The 17,341-nt window shown below is 57.8% G+C and carries 15 protein-coding genes; 8 read left to right on the plus strand and 7 right to left on the minus strand.

Going from position 1 to position 17,341, the window contains the following annotated elements; genetic code table 11:
- The first annotated feature begins 75 nt into the window (after window positions 1-75).
- A complete protein-coding gene (gene cgtA / locus ACY8D3_RS01305; protein ID WP_462381185.1) occupies window positions 76-1,299 on the plus strand; it encodes an Obg family GTPase CgtA in 1,224 nt (407 codons plus the stop codon).
- 46 nt (window positions 1,300-1,345) lie between these two features.
- Complete coding sequence (gene proB / locus ACY8D3_RS01310) at window positions 1,346-2,464, plus strand: glutamate 5-kinase (protein WP_462381187.1); 1,119 nt, start codon at window positions 1,346-1,348, stop codon at window positions 2,462-2,464.
- A gap of 219 nt (window positions 2,465-2,683) precedes the next feature.
- On the opposite strand, the gene rpsT is transcribed toward proB, so the two are convergent.
- Window positions 2,684-2,962 (minus strand): 30S ribosomal protein S20, encoded by a 279-nt coding sequence (gene rpsT / locus ACY8D3_RS01315; protein WP_462381189.1) that lies wholly within the window; start codon window positions 2,960-2,962, stop codon window positions 2,684-2,686.
- Between the two features lie 214 nt (window positions 2,963-3,176).
- Between rpsT and murJ the strand changes: the two genes are divergently transcribed.
- The 6 genes from murJ (at window position 3,177) to ispH (ending at window position 10,683) form a co-directional block, all read left to right on the plus strand.
- Complete coding sequence (gene murJ, locus ACY8D3_RS01320) at window positions 3,177-4,715, plus strand: murein biosynthesis integral membrane protein MurJ (protein ID WP_462381190.1); 1,539 nt, start codon at window positions 3,177-3,179, stop codon at window positions 4,713-4,715.
- Between the two features lie 167 nt (window positions 4,716-4,882).
- Window positions 4,883-5,812: a bifunctional riboflavin kinase/FAD synthetase gene (ribF, locus tag ACY8D3_RS01325; RefSeq protein WP_462381191.1), complete on the plus strand. Its 930-nt coding sequence runs from the start codon at window positions 4,883-4,885 to the stop codon at window positions 5,810-5,812.
- A 27-nt stretch (window positions 5,813-5,839) separates the two neighbouring features.
- Window positions 5,840-8,671, plus strand: coding sequence for an isoleucine--tRNA ligase (gene ileS, locus ACY8D3_RS01330; protein WP_462381192.1), 2,832 nt, complete (start codon window positions 5,840-5,842; stop codon window positions 8,669-8,671).
- Window positions 8,672-8,710: 39 nt separating this feature from the next.
- Complete coding sequence (gene lspA, locus ACY8D3_RS01335) at window positions 8,711-9,214, plus strand: signal peptidase II (RefSeq protein WP_462381193.1); 504 nt, start codon at window positions 8,711-8,713, stop codon at window positions 9,212-9,214.
- The gene (fkpB, locus tag ACY8D3_RS01340) at window positions 9,207-9,647 is read left to right on the plus strand and encodes an FKBP-type peptidyl-prolyl cis-trans isomerase (RefSeq protein ID WP_462381194.1); all 441 of its coding nucleotides are present in this window, start codon (window positions 9,207-9,209) and stop codon (window positions 9,645-9,647) included. The genes lspA and fkpB overlap by 8 nt, the downstream gene beginning before the upstream one ends.
- An 88-nt stretch (window positions 9,648-9,735) precedes the next feature.
- Window positions 9,736-10,683, plus strand: a complete 948-nt coding sequence (ispH, locus tag ACY8D3_RS01345) for a 4-hydroxy-3-methylbut-2-enyl diphosphate reductase (RefSeq protein WP_462381196.1) — start codon at window positions 9,736-9,738, stop codon at window positions 10,681-10,683.
- Window positions 10,684-10,704: 21 nt separating this feature from the next.
- On the opposite strand, the gene ACY8D3_RS01350 is transcribed toward ispH, so the two are convergent.
- The 6 genes from ACY8D3_RS01350 to ACY8D3_RS01375 are packed head-to-tail and all read right to left on the minus strand — an operon-like array spanning window position 10,705 to window position 17,250.
- The gene (locus ACY8D3_RS01350; RefSeq protein ID WP_462381198.1) at window positions 10,705-11,127 is read right to left on the minus strand and encodes a type IV pilin protein; all 423 of its coding nucleotides are present in this window, start codon (window positions 11,125-11,127) and stop codon (window positions 10,705-10,707) included.
- On the minus strand, window positions 11,124-14,879 hold the full coding sequence (locus tag ACY8D3_RS01355) for a pilus assembly protein (RefSeq protein ID WP_462381200.1): 3,756 nt from the start codon (window positions 14,877-14,879) through the stop codon (window positions 11,124-11,126). Before ACY8D3_RS01355 ends, ACY8D3_RS01350 begins: the two co-directional genes overlap by 4 nt.
- Window positions 14,880-14,895: 16 nt before the next feature.
- Window positions 14,896-15,384, minus strand: a complete 489-nt coding sequence (locus ACY8D3_RS01360) for a pilus assembly PilX family protein (protein WP_462381202.1) — start codon at window positions 15,382-15,384, stop codon at window positions 14,896-14,898.
- 38 nt (window positions 15,385-15,422) lie between these two features.
- The gene (locus ACY8D3_RS01365; RefSeq protein ID WP_462381204.1) at window positions 15,423-16,244 is read right to left on the minus strand and encodes a PilW family protein; all 822 of its coding nucleotides are present in this window, start codon (window positions 16,242-16,244) and stop codon (window positions 15,423-15,425) included.
- A gap of 2 nt (window positions 16,245-16,246) precedes the next feature.
- Complete coding sequence (pilV, locus tag ACY8D3_RS01370) at window positions 16,247-16,729, minus strand: type IV pilus modification protein PilV (RefSeq protein ID WP_462384176.1); 483 nt, start codon at window positions 16,727-16,729, stop codon at window positions 16,247-16,249.
- Window positions 16,730-16,764: 35 nt separating this feature from the next.
- Window positions 16,765-17,250, minus strand: a complete 486-nt coding sequence (locus ACY8D3_RS01375; protein ID WP_462381206.1) for a GspH/FimT family pseudopilin — start codon at window positions 17,248-17,250, stop codon at window positions 16,765-16,767.
- Window positions 17,251-17,341 lie beyond the last annotated feature (91 nt).

Raw genomic sequence — 17,341 nt, forward strand, 5'->3', positions numbered from 1 at the left:
AATGACTCGCTGTCATCATGACGCGGTCTCTGTTTTTCCTGTTTACTCGGCCCGCCTTGGGGCGGGAGGCGTTCTATGAAATTCGTCGATGAAGTATCGATATTCGTAAAAGCCGGTGACGGCGGTAATGGCCTGATGAGCTTCCGGCGAGAGAAGTTCATTGAAAAGGGCGGTCCCAATGGTGGGGATGGTGGTGACGGCGGCTCGGTTTATATCGAGGCTGACGAGAACCTCAATACGCTCGTCGATTACCGGTATACCCGTCGCTTCGACGCGCAGCGAGGCGAGAATGGTGGCAGCAAGGATTGTACAGGTCGCAAGGGTGATGACCTGATCCTTCCGGTGCCGGTGGGGACCACGGTGATCGATGCGGGTACGCAGGAGATCATTGGTGACCTGACCAAGGCGGGCCAGCGTTTGCTGGTGGCGCAGGGCGGCTGGCACGGGCTGGGTAACTCGCGGTTCAAATCCAGTACCAATCGGGCTCCACGGCAGACAACGCCGGGCAAGCCGGGTGAGGCGCGTGATCTCAAGCTCGAGCTTAAAGTCCTGGCGGACGTTGGTTTGCTGGGCCTGCCGAATGCAGGCAAGAGCACGTTCATCCGCTCGGTGTCCGCTGCCAAGCCAAAGGTGGCGGATTATCCATTCACTACCCTCGTGCCGAATCTCGGAGTTGTCAGCATTGGCCGCTACAAGAGTTTCGTGGTTGCGGACATTCCAGGTCTGATTGAAGGCGCATCGGATGGTGCTGGCCTTGGGATCCGGTTCCTGAAGCACCTGGCGCGCACGCGTCTCCTGCTTCACCTTGTCGACATTGCGCCGCTGGACGAAAGTGATCCGGCTGATGCGGCCGAGGCCATCATTCGCGAGCTGGAGCGATTCAGTCCGGCTTTGGCCGAACGGGATCGCTGGCTTGTTCTGAACAAGGCGGATCAGCTGCTCGATGATGAGCGTGAACAGCGCCTGAAAGCGATCGTCGAACAGCTGCAGTGGACGGGACCGGTTCACGTGATCTCTGCGCTCGAGCGGGAAGGCACCGAGGCGCTTAGCCAGGAAATCATGCGGTATCTCGATGAGCGCACACTGCGTATGGCTGAAGAGCCCGAGTACGCAGAAGCAGTAGCTGAGCTTGATCAGCGAATCGAAGACGAGGCGCGTGCGCGGTTGCAGGCGCTCGATGATCGCCGCGCGCTGCGTCGTTCGGGTCTCAAGAGTGTCGATGACGTCAGCGATGATGATTTCGATGACGACGATTTCGATGACGAGGACGGCCCGGAAATTATCTATGTCAGGGATTGATCCGGCTGCTCGCGGGATCAGGTAAGGTTTTGGGCGGAGTGGATGTATGCGGGAGAAGGTTGCGGGTGCGCGTCGCTGGGTGGTTAAGATCGGTAGTGCGCTCCTTACTGCGGATGGCCGTGGCCTGGATCGTGATGCCATGTCGGTGTGGGTCGAGCAGATGGTCGGGCTGCACGAGGCGGGCATTGAGCTTGTTCTGGTCTCCTCCGGTGCTGTCGCGGCTGGAATGAGCCGGCTTGGCTGGGTTGAGCGCCCTAAGGCCATGCATGAGCTTCAGGCCGCGGCCGCTATCGGTCAGATGGGGCTGATCCGCGCCTGGGAGTCGAGCTTTGGGGAGCGTGGTCGGCAGACGGCTCAAGTCCTTCTGACTCATGACGACCTTTCCGATCGCAAGCGTTACCTCAATGCCCGTAGTACGCTGCGGACGCTCGTTGATCTCGGTGTTGTGCCCGTCATCAATGAGAACGATACGGTCGTGACCGACGAAATCCGGTTCGGTGATAACGACACCTTGGCGGCTTTGGTGGCCAACCTGGTCGAGGCCGACCTGCTGGTGATCCTGACCGATCGAGATGGCATGTTCGACGCCGACCCTCGTTCGAATCCTGATGCTGCGCTTATTAGTGAGGCGCGCGCTGACGATTCCGCGCTCGACGCGGTTGCGGGAGGTACGGGTGGTGCGCTGGGTCGGGGCGGCATGCAGACCAAGCTTCGGGCGGCAAGGCTCGCCGCGCGTTCCGGGGCCTACACCATTATCGTGGGTGGCCGTATCGAACAGGTGCTGGCGCGTCTGCAGGCCGGTGAAAGTCTCGGAACCTTATTGACGCCTGAGCGGGAAATGCTCGCAGCGCGTAAGCAATGGTTGGCTGGGCATCTCCAGACCCGTGGCACGCTGGTTCTGGACGATGGTGCGGTCAAGGCGTTGACGGCTGACCACAAGAGTTTGCTTCCCGTGGGCGTGCGCGCAGTGCAGGGTGCGTTTCGTCGCGGTGAGATGGTGGTTTGTATCGATGGTGAGGGGCGCGAGGTAGCGCGCGGATTGACCAATTACAGCGCCCTGGAAGCTCAAAAGATCATTGGGCGCGGGTCCGATGTAATCGAGCAGCTACTGGGCTATATGGGTGAGCCGGAGCTCGTGCATCGAGACAATTTAGTGCTGGTCTAAGTGGTGCCGAATGAAGGGCGGCGGCTGCCTTGAGTAGACGCATTATCGGCTAGAGCCTGACCTGAAGGCGTCGTCGTATGGTGGGGCGATCGGTATGGGATTGCCCTTGCCATGTCGCTGGCTCTTCGAGGGCTTGCAGCGTGATAAATAGCTGCCTGAAGTAGCGTTCCAGCAAGCACAAAAAAACCGGCCGAAGCCGGTTTTTTGTAGCGTGCTCGCTTACGCAGCAGCAGCCTGACCGAGGGCCTTGATGTGGCCATTCAGGCGGCTCTTGTGGCGAGCAGCTTTATTCTTGTGAATGATGCCCTTGTCTGCCATGCGGTCGATGACCGGAACGGCAGCCGTGTATGCAGCCTGGGCTTTTTCGAGGTCCTTGGCATCGATAGCCTTGACCACGTTTTTGATGTAGGTACGAACCATGGAGCGCAGGCTGGCGTTATGGCTACGACGCTTCTCAGCCTGTTTAGCGCGCTTTTTGGCAGAAGGTGTATTTGCCACCGTCAAGCTCCTAAAAAATGGGGATACGAACAAATAAGGCCGCGAATCATGCCGGTGACTCTGGCGCTTGTCAAGCGATGCCGGCGCCCTTCGACCGACGGCCCGTCAGCTGCGACGGGTGATTTCTTTGGTGTCCGGCTCTACACTCGGCGCCTTCTTCTCTGGATGCCCTGCCCAAGTGGATGGGGCGTCGACATTCAGGTGCGCAGCATACATGAATCTACTCAGGTCATTGGCCGCGGTCAGCTCGATGACAATGTTGTCGCGGGTGCTGGGCTTCGTTCGTGACACCATTATCGCTCGGGTGTTTGGCGCCGGTGCGGCCAGTGATGCCTTTGTCGTGGCGTTCAAACTGCCGAATCTACTCCGGCGAATTTTTGCCGAGGGCGCGTTCTCTCAGGCCTTCGTTCCTATTCTGGCCGAATACAAGAACCAGCAGGGGGAGGAAGCCACGCGCACGTTCATTGCCTATGTGGCAGGGTTGCTGACCCTCGCATTGGCCGTGGTGACGCTGGTTGGTGTGCTGGCTGCGCCGGCAATCGTATGGGTGAGCGCGCCCGGATTCGCCAACGACCCCGAGCGCTTTGGGCTCACGACCGACCTGCTGCGAGTGACCTTTCCCTATATCCTCCTGATCTCCCTGTCGTCGTTCGTCAGTGCCATTCTCAATACCTGGAACCGCTTCAGTGTGCCGGCCTTTGTGCCGACGCTCCTGAACGTGTCCATGATCCTGTTCGCGCTTTTCCTGACGCCCTATTTCGAGCCCCCTGTCATGGTATTGGGCTGGGGGGTGCTCGCGGGCGGCCTGCTTCAGCTGCTTTACCAGCTGCCTCATCTTCATCGGATCGGAATGCTGGTGCTTCCCCGGCTTAATCTGCGTGACACGGGCGTCTGGCGCGTACTCAAGCAGATGCTCCCTGCGATCCTGGGCGTATCGGTTGCGCAGATCTCGCTGATCATCAATACCGTCTTTGCGTCTTTTCTGGCGGCGGGGTCCGTATCCTGGATGTACTACGCCGACCGTTTGATGGAGCTGCCGTCCGGCGTACTGGGCGTGGCGTTGGGTACAATCCTGCTGCCTTCGCTTTCCAAGGCGTCGAGCAACCGAAATCATGACGAGTATTCAAGGCTCCTCGACTGGGGGTTGCGCCTTTGCCTGTTGTTGGTGGTCCCCTGCATGGTCGGCCTTGCATTGCTCTCCGAGCCGCTGACCGTTGCGCTATTTCAGTACGGCAAGTTCACCGCTACGGACGCATTGATGACTCAGCGGGCGTTGATGGCCTACGCGGTGGGCCTGCTTGGCATCATTCTTATCAAGGTGTTGGCGCCCGGCTTCTACGCGCACCAGGACATCCGTACGCCGGTCCGTATCGCCATGCTTACCCTCGTCGCGACCCAGTTCATGAACCTGCTCTTCGTAGGGCCGCTGCAGCACGTGGGGCTTGCGCTTTCGATCAGCCTGGCTGCCATCCTCAATGCCGGCTTGCTCTTCTGGAAGCTGCGCCAGCGGCAGATCTTTCACCCGCAGGCCGGATGGCCGACGTTCATGCTGAAGATCGGTTTCGCTGTCATCGTCATGGCGGGCGTGCTGATTGGTGTCATGCAGCTCATGCCTGCCTGGGAGCAGGGAATGATGCTGGAGCGGATGATCCGTCTGCTCATGGTCGTGGCCGCGGGCGGCGCTGCGTATTTCATTGTGCTGGCGCTCCTCGGTTTCAGGCCACGTCAGTTTTCGCGCCGGGCGGTGCAGTAGTAGGTGGGTTAACCCTATGCGAAGTGGCGCCAGGCGCTTACATCATGGCGTGATGTCCATTTCGCAGGATGAGCGGACCCTGTCCTCGGGCCAGGCGCAAAGGCGCGCCCTGTCGCGCAGCGGCCAGGGCGCGTATAATCGGCCACTTTGTGAACAAGATGCGTGCTATGCAGCTGGTTCGAGGTCTACATAATCTTCGCGCCCACCATCGAGGGTGCGTCGCCACGATCGGTAATTTCGACGGCGTTCACCGCGGCCATCAGGCGATACTCAAGCGCCTGCGCGAGCGAGCGGCCGAGTTGCAGGTGCCGAGCTGTGTCGTTATTTTCGAGCCGCAGCCCCGCGAGTATTTCGATCCCAAGGGTGCGCCTGCGCGTCTGACCCGCCTGCGCGAAAAGCTCGAGTTGCTCGAGGCAGAGGGTGTCGACCTTGTCCTTTGTCTTGCCTTCAATCGGCGTTTGCAGGAGTTGAGCGCATCGGCGTTCGTCAATGCCGTGTTGATCGAAGGCCTCGACATTCGTCATCTCGAAGTGGGTGATGATTTCCGATTCGGCTGCGATCGTCTGGGCGATTTCCAGTTCCTCTGCAAGGCGGGGTTCGATAAGGGCTTCAGTGTAGAGGCCGCCACCACCATCGAGCTCGACGGCGTGCGTGTCAGCAGCACACGCGTAAGAGAGGCCCTCGCTGAGGGCGACTTTGCCTTGGCCGAGCGGCTTCTTGGCAGGACTTACGGTATCACTGGGCGGGTGCTGCACGGGCAGAAGCTTGGGCGGCAATTGGGCGCACCGACTGCCAACATTCAGCTCAAGCGCAGGAAAGTCCCGTTGACGGGCGTTTACCTGGTCAGTACCCGGACCGATGACGGCCAGGCACTGCAGGGGCTTGCTAACATCGGCGTGCGGCCGACCGTCCAGGGAGACGGGCGTGCCCATCTCGAGGTTCATCTGCTGGGTTTTACCGGCGATCTCTATGATCGTCGCATGAGTGTGTATTTTCATCGCAAGCTGCGCGACGAGCAGCGTTTCGCCTCCTTGGAGGCGCTGAAGACGGCTATCGATAACGACATCGCAGCCGCCCGAGCCTACTGGCTTGGTTAACCGCTTCACTAACGAGCCTGGACGAAGATGACCGACTACAAAGCGACCCTCAATCTGCCGGAGACGGCATTTCCGATGAAGGCCGGCTTGCCAACGCGCGAGCCGCAGACGCTGCAGCGCTGGGACAGTATTGATCTCTACGGCAAGTTGCGCGCAATCGGTGAGGGTCGTCCCAAGTTCATTCTTCACGATGGCCCGCCCTATGCGAACGGCGTGATTCACATCGGCCATGCACTCAACAAGATCCTGAAGGACATGATTGTGCGCTCGCGTACCCTGTTGGGGTTCGATGCGCCTTATGTCCCGGGTTGGGATTGCCACGGCTTGCCGATCGAGCACAAAGTCGAGACGACCCACGGCAAAAATCTGCCAGCGGACAAGGTTCGCGAGCTGAGCCGCGCGTATGCCAGCGAGCAGATCGAGCTTCAGAAGGCCGACTTCATTCGCCTGGGGGTGCTCGGTGATTGGAGCAACCCCTACAAGACCATGAACTTTGCCAACGAGGCAGGCGAAATCCGTGCCTTGGCCAAGTTGGTAGAAGGCGGCTATGTCTTCAAGGGCCTCAAGCCGGTCAACTGGTGCTTCGATTGCGGCTCTGCGTTGGCCGAGGCGGAGGTTGAGTATCAGGACAAGGAATCCAACGCGATCGACGTGGCGTTCCCAGTAGCAGACACGCAGAAGCTGGCGCAGGCATTCGGGCTGGAGTCGCTGGAAAAGCCCGCCGCCATCGCTATCTGGACTACGACGCCCTGGACCATCCCTGCTAACCAGGCCTTGAACGTCCACCCGGAGTTCGAATACGCGCTCGTCGATACGGGGAGCCGTTACCTTGTCATTGCAAGTGAGTTGATCGAATCCTGCCTGCAGCGTTACGGGCTGCAGGGCGAGGCCGTGGCGACCACTACGGGAGCCTCGCTCGAGCTGCTCGAGTGCAACCATCCGTTCTATGACCGCCGTTCGCCCATTTACTTGGCGGACTATGTCGAGCTTGGCGCGGGTACCGGCATCGTGCATTCGGCTCCCGCCTATGGCGAAGATGACTTCCAGAGCTGCAAGCGGTACGGAATGGTCAACGATGACATTCTGACTCCTGTTCAAAGTAATGGCGTCTATGTCGAGTCGCTGCCTTTCTTTGGTGGCCAGTTCATCTGGAAAGCCGGCCCAGCAATCGTTTCCAAACTGGACGAGGTCGGCTGTCTGCTCACCAGTGAGAAAATCACTCACAGTTACATGCACTGCTGGCGCCACAAGACGCCACTGATCTATCGCGCCACTGCCCAGTGGTTCGTTGGCATGGACAAGCAACCTGTAGAAGGCGAGACACTGCGCCAGCGCGCACTCAAGGGCGTCGAGCAGACGCAGTTCGTTCCCGCCTGGGGGAAAGCGCGCCTGCACAACATGATCGAAGGTCGCCCGGACTGGTGTATCTCGCGCCAGCGTAATTGGGGCGTGCCGATTCCCTTCTTCCTTCACAAGGAAAGCGGCGAGCTCCACCCGCGTACCGTCGAACTGATGGAAGAGGTTGCGAAAAGGGTTGAGCAAGAAGGTATCGAAGGCTGGTTCAAGCTGGACGCGGCTGAGTTGCTTGGCGCCGAAGCGAGTCAATACGACAAGACAACCGATACGCTGGATGTATGGTTCGATTCCGGCACGACGCACTGGCACGTCCTGCGCGGATCCCATCCGCTTGGCCATGCGGAAGGCCCGCGCGCGGATCTGTACCTTGAAGGTTCCGACCAGCACCGAGGCTGGTTCCATTCGTCGTTGCTGACCGGCTGCGCGATCGACGGCCATGCGCCTTACAAGGCATTGCTCACGCACGGTTTCACCGTCGATGAGAATGGTCGCAAGATGTCGAAGTCCCTTGGCAATACGATCGCGCCACAGAAGGTCAACGATACGTTGGGTGCCGACATCCTGCGCCTTTGGGTGGCCTCCACCGATTATTCCGGTGAGATGGCGGTCTCCGATCAGATTCTCCAGCGCAGCGCAGATGCATACCGCCGCATCCGCAACACGGCACGCTTCCTTCTGTCGAACCTCAGCGGTTTCGACCCGGCTCAGCACGCGTTGCCCGCTGAGCAGATGCTCGATCTGGACCGCTGGGCTGTAGACCGCGCCCTGCTTCTCCAGCGCGAGATCGAGCAGGCGTATGACGAATACCGGTTCTGGGTGGTGTATCAGAAGGTCCACAACTTCTGCGTACAGGAGTTGGGTGGCTTCTACCTCGACATCATCAAGGATCGTCAATACACCCTCGGCGCTGACAGCATTCCGCGTCGCTCCTGCCAAACGGCCATGTACCACATCGCGGAGGCGCTGGTGCGCTGGATCGCTCCGGTACTGTCGTTCACGGCCGATGAGATCTGGCAATACCTGCCGGGTGCGCGCAACGAATCCGTCATGCTCAACACGTGGTACGACCGACTGACCGAGCTGCCGGAAAACGCGGAGCTGGGCCGCGCATTCTGGGAGCGCATCATGGCCGTCAAAGCGGCTGTGAATAAAGAGCTCGAAGCCAAGCGCGCCGCCAAGGCCATCGGCGGCAACCTCCAAGCGGAAATCACGCTGTACGCCGATGAGGCGCTACTGAGCACGGTTCAGCGCTTGGGCGAGGAGCTGCGTTTCGTGCTCATTGCCTCTCAGGCGGGCGTCAAGCCGCTTTCCGAAGCGCCTGCGGAAGCGGTGGCAACCGAACTATCTGGCTTGAAAGTGCTGGTGGTTAAATCCGGGCACGCGAAATGCGCACGTTGCTGGCACCACCGTGGGGACGTAGGGATCGATCCAAAGCATGCTGAGATCTGTGGACGCTGCGTCAGTAACGTCTACGGCACGGGCGAGGAGCGCCACCATGCGTGATGCCTTCGGTATTACGAGGATGATTGCTGGAGCGGCCGCATGAATACGCGCTTCGGCAAACTGTCGTGGGTCTGGCTGAGTATTGTCGTATTCGTGCTCGATCAAATCACGAAGTTCTACTTCGAGGGCACGTTACGCCTCTATCAACAGATAGAGGTGATTCCGGATCTCTTCAGCTGGACGCTTGCCTATAACACGGGCGCGGCGTTCAGCTTCCTTGCAAACGAGTCCGGTTGGCAGCGCTGGTTGTTCGCACTGATCGCGATCGGAGTGAGTGTCGTGCTCGTGGTCTGGCTGAAGCGTTTGAAGGCGGATGAAACATGGCTGGCCATCGGGCTCGCGCTCATTCTGGGCGGTGCCCTGGGCAACCTGATCGATCGGATGCTGCTCGGTCATGTAATCGACTTCATCCTCGTCCACTGGCAAAACCGCTGGCACTTTCCTGCCTTCAACTTGGCGGATAGTGCCATCACCGTAGGCGCGATCATGCTTGCGCTGGATATGTTCAAGAGCAAGAAGTCCGGAGAGCCCGCCCATGACTGAAATGCGTATCGGAGCTGATCGGCAGGTTACCCTGCATTTCGCCCTCAGACTGGAGAACGGCGACGTTGTCGACAGTACGTTCGAGAAGCAGCCTGCCACCTTCAAGGTCGGCGACGGCAGCCTTCTGCCTGGCTTTGAACAAGCGCTGTTCGGCCTCAAGGGCGGTGACAAGCGTACCTTGCGTGTCGAGCCGGAGCAGGGGTTCGGTCAGCCAAACGTGCAGAACGTTCAGGTCATGCCCCGCAACCAGTTCGAAGGGATGGAGTTGTCCGAAGGATTGCTGATCATCTTCAATGATGCAGCGAACACCGAGTTGCCCGGTATCGTCAAACAGTTCGACGATAATCAGGTCACCATCGACTTCAATCACCCCTTGGCGGGTAAGACACTGACGTTCGACGTGGAAATCATCGAGGTCCGCGCGCTCTCCTGAGTGCAGCCCGACGTCTTTCCGGGCTGCCCTCAGGCGCGGCCCGTCGCCTATATTCAGAGGCGCCAGTGGCGCCATCGCCAGGTACCCCATGCAGATCAAACTCGCCAATCCTCGTGGCTTCTGTGCAGGCGTCGACCGCGCGATTGAAATCGTCAACCGCGCGCTGGAAGTCTTCCATCCACCGATATATGTCCGCCACGAGGTCGTGCATAACAAATTTGTCGTGGAAGACCTCCGCTCACGCGGCGCGGTCTTTGTCGAAGAGCTCGATCAGGTGCCAGACGACACCATTGTCATCTTCAGCGCCCATGGCGTCTCCCAGGCCGTCCGCAAGGAAGCAGATAGGCGCGGGCTGAAGGTTTTTGACGCCACCTGCCCGTTGGTCACCAAGGTGCACATGGAGGTCACGCGTTACAGCCGTGATGGCCGCGAGTGCATTCTCATTGGTCACGAGGGGCACCCGGAGGTGGAGGGCACCATGGGTCAGTACGATACGGCCAATGGGGGCGCAATCTACCTCGTCGAGGATGAACAGGATGTACGCGCCCTCAGCGTACGGAATCCAGAGAACCTGGCGTTCGTAACCCAGACGACGCTTTCCATGGACGACACCAGCAAGGTAATCGATGCACTTAGGGAGAAATTCCCCAGCATTGGTGGCCCGCGGAAGGACGATATCTGCTACGCCACGCAAAACCGCCAGGATGCGGTCAAACAGCTCGCAAGCGAGTCGGATGTGGTGCTGGTGGTCGGCAGCCCTAACAGCTCAAACTCCAATCGCCTGCGTGAGCTTGCAGAGCGTTTGGGCACCCCTGCCTACCTTATCGACGGGGCAGAGGACCTGAAGAAAGGGTGGTTCGAAGGCGTGACGACCATTGGTGTCACGGCCGGCGCTTCGGCACCGGACGTTCTGGTTCGAGAAGTGATCTCGCAATTGCGCGAATGGGGCGCGACCGGCGCAGAAGAACTCGATGGACGCCCCGAGAACATCACCTTTTCGATGCCCAAGGAATTGCGAGTGAAGCAGGTCTCGTAGCCCAACGTAGCGAGTGCTGGATTATCGCCAGCACTCGCTGACCCCCGCAGAGCCGCTGGCTCCCCGGGTGCCATTCGCATCCAGCGTCAGATCCCCACACTTCGTATCATTGGTCTGCGCGCCCTGCGGCTTAGCAGTTAGCGTGTAACCGCCGTCGCCATCCGCCTTGCTCGCTTCCAACCGGTATTTGCCCGTACCGGATACGAATGCATCGCCTGTTGCCTGAATACCCAGGCTATTCAGTTTTGCCGTTGCGGTGACATACGTTCGGGTTTGCGCAAAATGGCGCTCCTGGCGTGCAGCCAAGTCACTTAGCATCGCCATGCCCTCGGTCCGATTGCTACGCAACACGTACTGTTGATAGCTCGGGTAGGCGATCGCGGCCAACACCCCTATTACCGCAACTACGATCAGCAGCTCGATCAGCGTAAATCCTTTGCTCATTTGGGCTCGGGTAGACATCCGTTTTCCTCATCATCCTCGTCGCAAGGGATCAACTGCCACGTCTGGCGGCCATTGGAAGTAGGGCCAAAGTTCACCCGCATGCTTTCGCCGGTGCTGAACACGATATCGCCATTCAATGTGAAGCCGCCGGCGGAATCCAGGCGGTTGCCAGACACAACGTTCCCTTCATATGTGTCATTCGAGTCGACTTCGCCGTTCCCGTTCAGGTCGAAAACACTGAATGTAGTCCTGGCTCCCGATGTAGGGTTGATCCCGTATAGCCAACCCTCGACCCCGTCCTGACACGGATCGTCGTTGGGTGTAAGGGTGTTGAAGAGGACCGTTTCACCTCTGACGGATAGCGGATTGATCATCATTTCGCCGGCCGGTTGGCCATTCACTGCCAGATCCATTCGCCAGCCCCAGTTCAGAACATCACTATTTTCCGTTCCGGTAGCGCCTGTCTTGTACCAGACCGCGAGATTCTGGCTGATCGTGCGAATCTGTGCATTGTTGTCGCTGAAGGACGCATCTCTTTGAGCGTTTATCGTTTGCTCAAGTAGATTAGTACGGGTGATTGTCGGAGGGCTGGTAGTGCGCTGACCGGCGGTCTGACGATCCCAGATTCCATAAAGGCTGTGCACGCGCGTGGTATCGACACTTCCGTCGCTATCTTCGAAGTATTTTCCGGTGCCAAAGATAACGAGATAGCCAAGGCGTGTTGGGTGGCGGACCAAGGATGGCGCCGCCGTAATGGCCTGAGGATTACCTGCCGCATCCTTCGCTGTGAAAAGGGGCTTACCGCCATACGAGACTGAAATACCGCGCCCAGCACTTGCGAACGGATCGGTGGTGGTACCACCTTGCGTTGTATCCGTATTGGTCGCTGTGGCAGCGAACAGGTCAAATCGCCAGAGATTGCCCTGCAGGTCGCCTGCGTAGGCGTAATCTGCAATGCCATCACTATTGTTGTCGGCCAGGCGCACACTTGATAAGCCGTTTGCCTTGGTTGTGTCACCGCTGACAACTATCGGCGTCGCGTTAGCCGTGAGCTGAGCGCCAGTCGCGACGTCCAGAACGAACAATGCCGCTTTGTCCGGTGCAGTGCCGTTCTGGTTGCCATAACCATTTCCAGTAATCACAGCCCACTTGCCGTTGTTCAGGCGTGCGACAGAGGGTGTTGGAAAGGTATAGCCCATGTCCGGATGGCTGAATTCCCATAGCAGTTTGACGTTTGCTGGGTCCGTGATGTCCAGAGCGAACAAGGACTTTCCACCGCCACGCAAAGTGCCGATCAATACTGTCCGCCAAGCATTGTTGAAATACACATCGGATACGACGGGCGTTCCATCAACGTAGAACCGATGCCCGCCGGATTGGTAATTCTGGCCGGTGAGGCGGTTCAGGTTGGGAAGCACAGCGGTCGGAATGAAGGCAAGCGTCTCGCGACCCGTCTCTGCGTTGAAGCCGTGCAACATTCCGTCGTTGGCACCCACGTATACAACTGGAGTCCGGGACCGCATGCGTTGTGCAAATTCGGCGTAGGTACCACTTGCCCCGTCAATGCGGTCAGCGAGATAAGGTACGTATTGCGCATCTTTGACTACGACGGGCGATGAATTAACGATGTCGCCCAGGACGCTGCTACGGACGCGGAAATCGCTTGGGCCCGTTCCCTCACTGTCTCGTGAGCCCCGAATGTACCCTACGCGCGCTTGACCGCGGCCATCACTCGTACCGTTCAGGCTCTGGGGATTTATGTTCAGCATTGCCTTCTGTTCGCTAGTCAGATTGTCCCAGCTGAAATCCTGAAAGCCATTACCCGCCGCGTTGGCCATACGCACATTGCGTGATGCGGTGAGCAAGGATTTGGCGCTCCATACCAGCGTACGTGCCCCCTGACTGTCGACGTTGTAACGCTTGAGATCGCCACTCCAATCAGCGCTTGAAAACTCGGTCTCGTAAACTTCCCGGCTTGTTTCATTTGATACGACGGACGCAGTGACCGCAGGCCGACTTGCAGATGTTGTGTAGTTACCGATCCTGTTAAGGATTTGGTTGAACGCGTCGACGACTTTGTCTGGGCTATCGCCGTTGAAGAACTCTCCACGAGAGTTAACAGCAGCGTGCCAAAGGTCATAGACATTATTAGGGTTGTCGTTACCAACGGCGGGCCATTGAACGGTGCCGTTGCGAAGCGCTTCGTAGCCCGGTCCCCCGTAGGTCTCGCCTGTCCAGGGAATATCATTTCGAGTGAGTGATGCACCAAGTCCAAGGCCAATGGTGTAATTGACCATATGTTGCCAGGTGGCAGGATTGTTGCGAGGGTTCCAGTAACGTACGGTGGCGTCGGTACTAGGTACGGTAATAACTGGCTTCATGTTGTTAGCAAGATCTAGGCGCAAATCGGTGGCCCAATATTTGAACGCAAGATCTGCAAGCGTATTCGACTGGTTGTCTTGGAATGGCGGGCGTGGCGTATACGTACTTCCGTCTCCGAGGCGCGACGATGTACCGTCGACGTTACCGTTTCGACTCGTGTTATTGTTCCACATCCCGTCCGTCATCAATACGTGATAGCTTGGCCTGCAGCTGTAGCTCGGTCCGCTATTCCCTCTAGGATTTTCACGCCACGCAGCATCGTTTTCTGATAGGAAATCCCCTGCACGCTGCATCGCGGAATGAAGTGGCGTCCCCGAGTTGAAGAATATACTAGGAAGCCAGTTGAAGAATGCGCCTTTCTGAGAAGCGGTGAATGGGCTAAGAAAGTTGGAGCCGCACTCCGCATTTCCGCTGAGAGACTGAAGGGTTGTGCAAGTATTCAGAGTTTGCCATGTCACGCGGATAGCAGGCGGCAGGTTGCTGAACGAGAGGTTAGCAGCGCTTATGGTAGCTAATGCCCGATTTCGATAAAAGGAATACCAATTAGCGAAGTTCTGCCGCTCATCAATGCCAGCAGATGGATCATCACTACGGTTCACGCCGGAGGTCGACGAGACGAAGACCAGCGTGTAGCAGTCATCATTGTCTGTCCTGCATCCCGCTACTTCATTGCGATACCTATAGTAATATGCAGGTACTCCTTTGCGCGTTAGATCAACTTCATAGCGATTATTGCGGTAAACGCAGTCTGCGTTAGGAAACCCTGGAACGCTTGCATAGCAATTTCGCGTATTGCCGGTGATGGAATAGCGGATTCCTTTGCTCTCCAGGTTGTTACCTGTATTCCGGGAAATTAGTAGAAAATCTGCCTCTGGATTGATAGCGAGTCGAACGTTTGCTCCGTAGTGGCCGTAGGTATTCCCAATCCCGCCGGAAGGAGAATAAGTCCAGGAAACCTTGTAATCCCAAGAGAGGTCAAGTGACCCGGTATTGTGACTGGGCAAAAATCCGTTGTTCCACGCTTGGGTAAAAGAGGTGCTATATGGTGGCGTAGCACTGCTGCCGTCATTGTTGTATTTTATTGGGACTTGATAAGTGACCGTCGGGTCGTAATACATAGGGTTGAAAGCGGCAGACTTGGCCCGGCGCGTATCCCAAAGCCCACTGATACCGTCAGGCACGAACGCCCAGCGCATACTTCCGGAGTCGTCCAGCGTTAAAATCAGATTCGGTGCAACACTGTCCGACAGCACCAACGGCTTTTGGCTAATGTTCAACAAAGATGCCTGAGCAATGTCTGCAGAAAAGGCAAACAGAGCCGTAGCGAAAAAGCTGATCGATGCGAGTCGCAGATCGATTCCTTTCTTCATAGACGTTCCGATCATGTCAGTTGAACACTTTGGCGGAGGTTGAGCGTAGGCGGGTTACTTCGCCAGTCTGCGTGTTGCGGGCTTCGCTATTGATTTCGTAGCGGAAGGTTCCGATGCCCTGCATCATGTTGCCGTACTCAGGGTTTTCGGCTTCGCCTATCTCTTCTCCCGAGGGCGTGGGGACCGCGTACCATCGAACCGACGACTGCTCTGGTAACTCGGTGTTTGTTGCGGTGCCGTACTTAACGCTTTTTCCGAAGTTCTGTGCATAGGTCGGCTTCTGGTCTAGAAGGCAAACGTTAGTGCCGCAGCTGGTGGTTGCGTTTAGCGGCTTGGCGGGAGCTGATAGGGCGTATTCACCCTCCCGAAGCCCAGATTCCGCAGCGTTCAGCAGCCTCTGCTGTTCCAGGAAGTCTCCTGTCATTCGATACTCCAGTGTGACCTCCCGTGCGCTCGAAACGGCCAGCAGCGTGATAACCAACAGCATGACCAGTGCGATGAACAAGGCAGCGCCTGATTGGCGCGCAGGAAAGGTAGGGCACCTCATGGCAGCAGGTTCCTCAAGGCAATGGTGTTCTGGACGACGTGATAGAGCTGACCTTTATCTGGTCCCAGCTTTTCAATGTCTTCGTCGGAGGCGGCAGTTAGCGTGCGCCATTGAGCAATAGCATCATCGAAAGTCACTCCGTCTCTCATCTGTACGCCGCTGCCGAGCAAGGCGGTGTAGCGAACCGCAAGTACTGGCTTCCCTTCGGGTTCGACGACGTATTCAGATATGGATCGGCTGTCGCCCGCGCCGCCAACGCCAAATTCCAGGCGAAGGTCAGCGATGCCGTCCGTCAGGTCTGCCTTGGAGTAGGCCTGTTTCTGGGCGCCTTTCGCGTCAGTATGAACTGCCCTGCACTTCAACATGCCTTCTTCGACGAATAGCCGCTGGACAACAAGTTCCTTACCGCTGGTGTAGGGCTTATCCAGTTCAGCTGTGTCAGTTACTGTATTCCCGAGGCAATCGAGGTCATTGGCCGTACGCGGCTGAAAGCGGATGCATACCGCTGGCCCGTCTTCATTGCTATCGTCTTTTATAACTTGGCCAGGCGTAAATTCGCATAGCGCATTGGAGCCTGGAAATACCGTTTCCAATGACTCATCTGGCCGACGGCGATAACCTGCCTTTGCAAGCTCGTGTTGGAAGATAAGCAGGGCGTAACGGCCCGATTCGGTGTTTTGGGCCTGATGTTGCTGAAACACGTAACTGCGTTTGTTATCGATATACAGCTGCGTTACGCCCAAGATTAGGAAGCTGCTTATCGCAAGGGCTACCAGTAGCTCGACAAGCGATAGGCCTGATTGCTTGAGTCGGTACATGATTATAGTTGGCTCCTCAGAACGTAGCTGCACGTGCTGCCTTCGCTGCTTGAGGCTTCCGCGCACTCGCCAGACCTTGCCGTCCAGGCGATACGGATTTCGATTGCATTCCCGTCAGCCGTGCATGTTCCACGGGTCTTGGATCGGCATATGTAGAAGTCGCTCGTCATCAGGTCTGTGACCCCAGGTAGCGACTGCTGGACCTTCGCTGCCCAACAGCCAAGCTGCTCCTCGGTTTCGCTGGGCAGGGGCATGCAGCTGGCAGGCCTCGCCGGGAACGCAGCGCCCTTGGCTTTGTAGAACCCAGAACTCTCTGGAAGCCCCTCCGGGCGCGCTCGCATGAGTTCCACGAGATCGTTGGCCAAGCTGGCGGCGACGTTGCGTTGCGTAGCGTCCTGGGTGTACTGGATGGTTCGCCCCTGAAGCGCGACCATGCCCAGCACGCCGATACTGATGAGTACGAGCGTAATCAGGACTTCGATCATGCTGAAGCCACTCTGGGATTTACGTATGTTGCTGCTCACAGGCTGCACTTCGCCATGTCCTTGTCGTCCGGAGTTTTCCCACGCGGTGGCAGTTGCACCATCCCAGTTGGCAGGAGATGCAATGTGTAGCCGTTTGCTGCATCGCTCCCATGGCACAGTACGATGTCCTGACTAGCAACGCTGCCGTTGTAGCGAAAGGCAATTTCATCTTTCGCTACAGCAGAATTCACGCCTGCTGGCAATTCGAGCGTGCGAAGTGCGCCATTGTCGTCACAGCTTCTGCGCACGGACCATACGCGGTCCTTGCTGGCGTAGCAGGCAGTTATGGTCATGCGGTGGGTCAGGGCAGACGTACGTGTGAACTGCAGCAGGGAAGCTAATTCATTCGCCGCCGATTGCGCGCGATTGTTGTTGATCAGTTGCGTGAAGCCCGGAATGGCAATGGCTGCCACGATACCGAGCAGAAAGACGACAATCATCAGTTCCACTATGGTGAAGCCCGATGCGGAGCGCCTATTCATCATTCGTTGTCATCCCCAATCTTTCAGCTCGAATGATCGGCCGTCGTATCCATGTTGTCGCGGGGCGGTAGATAGCCGGTGCATGAGCACG

The sequence above is a fragment of the Pseudomonas sp. Marseille-QA0892 genome (assembly GCF_054950135.1).

Bases quoted from the DNA above. Each gene is read 5' to 3' on its own strand.
- cgtA (WP_462381185.1), top strand. From the start codon at position 76: ATGAAATTCGTCGATGAAGTATCGATATTCGTAAAAGCCGGTGACGGC.
- proB (WP_462381187.1), top strand. From the start codon at position 1,346: ATGCGGGAGAAGGTTGCGGGTGCGCGTCGCTGGGTGGTTAAGATCGGT.
- murJ (WP_462381190.1), top strand. From the start codon at position 3,177: ATGAATCTACTCAGGTCATTGGCCGCGGTCAGCTCGATGACAATGTTG.
- ribF (WP_462381191.1), top strand. From the start codon at position 4,883: ATGCAGCTGGTTCGAGGTCTACATAATCTTCGCGCCCACCATCGAGGG.
- ileS (WP_462381192.1), top strand. From the start codon at position 5,840: ATGACCGACTACAAAGCGACCCTCAATCTGCCGGAGACGGCATTTCCG.
- lspA (WP_462381193.1), top strand. From the start codon at position 8,711: ATGAATACGCGCTTCGGCAAACTGTCGTGGGTCTGGCTGAGTATTGTC.
- fkpB (WP_462381194.1), top strand. From the start codon at position 9,207: ATGACTGAAATGCGTATCGGAGCTGATCGGCAGGTTACCCTGCATTTC.
- ispH (WP_462381196.1), top strand. From the start codon at position 9,736: ATGCAGATCAAACTCGCCAATCCTCGTGGCTTCTGTGCAGGCGTCGAC.
- ACY8D3_RS01350 (WP_462381198.1), bottom strand. From the start codon at position 11,127: ATGAGCAAAGGATTTACGCTGATCGAGCTGCTGATCGTAGTTGCGGTA.
- ACY8D3_RS01355 (WP_462381200.1), bottom strand. From the start codon at position 14,879: ATGAAGAAAGGAATCGATCTGCGACTCGCATCGATCAGCTTTTTCGCT.
- ACY8D3_RS01365 (WP_462381204.1), bottom strand. From the start codon at position 16,244: ATGTACCGACTCAAGCAATCAGGCCTATCGCTTGTCGAGCTACTGGTA.
- pilV (WP_462384176.1), bottom strand. From the start codon at position 16,729: ATGATCGAAGTCCTGATTACGCTCGTACTCATCAGTATCGGCGTGCTG.
- ACY8D3_RS01375 (WP_462381206.1), bottom strand. From the start codon at position 17,250: ATGAATAGGCGCTCCGCATCGGGCTTCACCATAGTGGAACTGATGATT.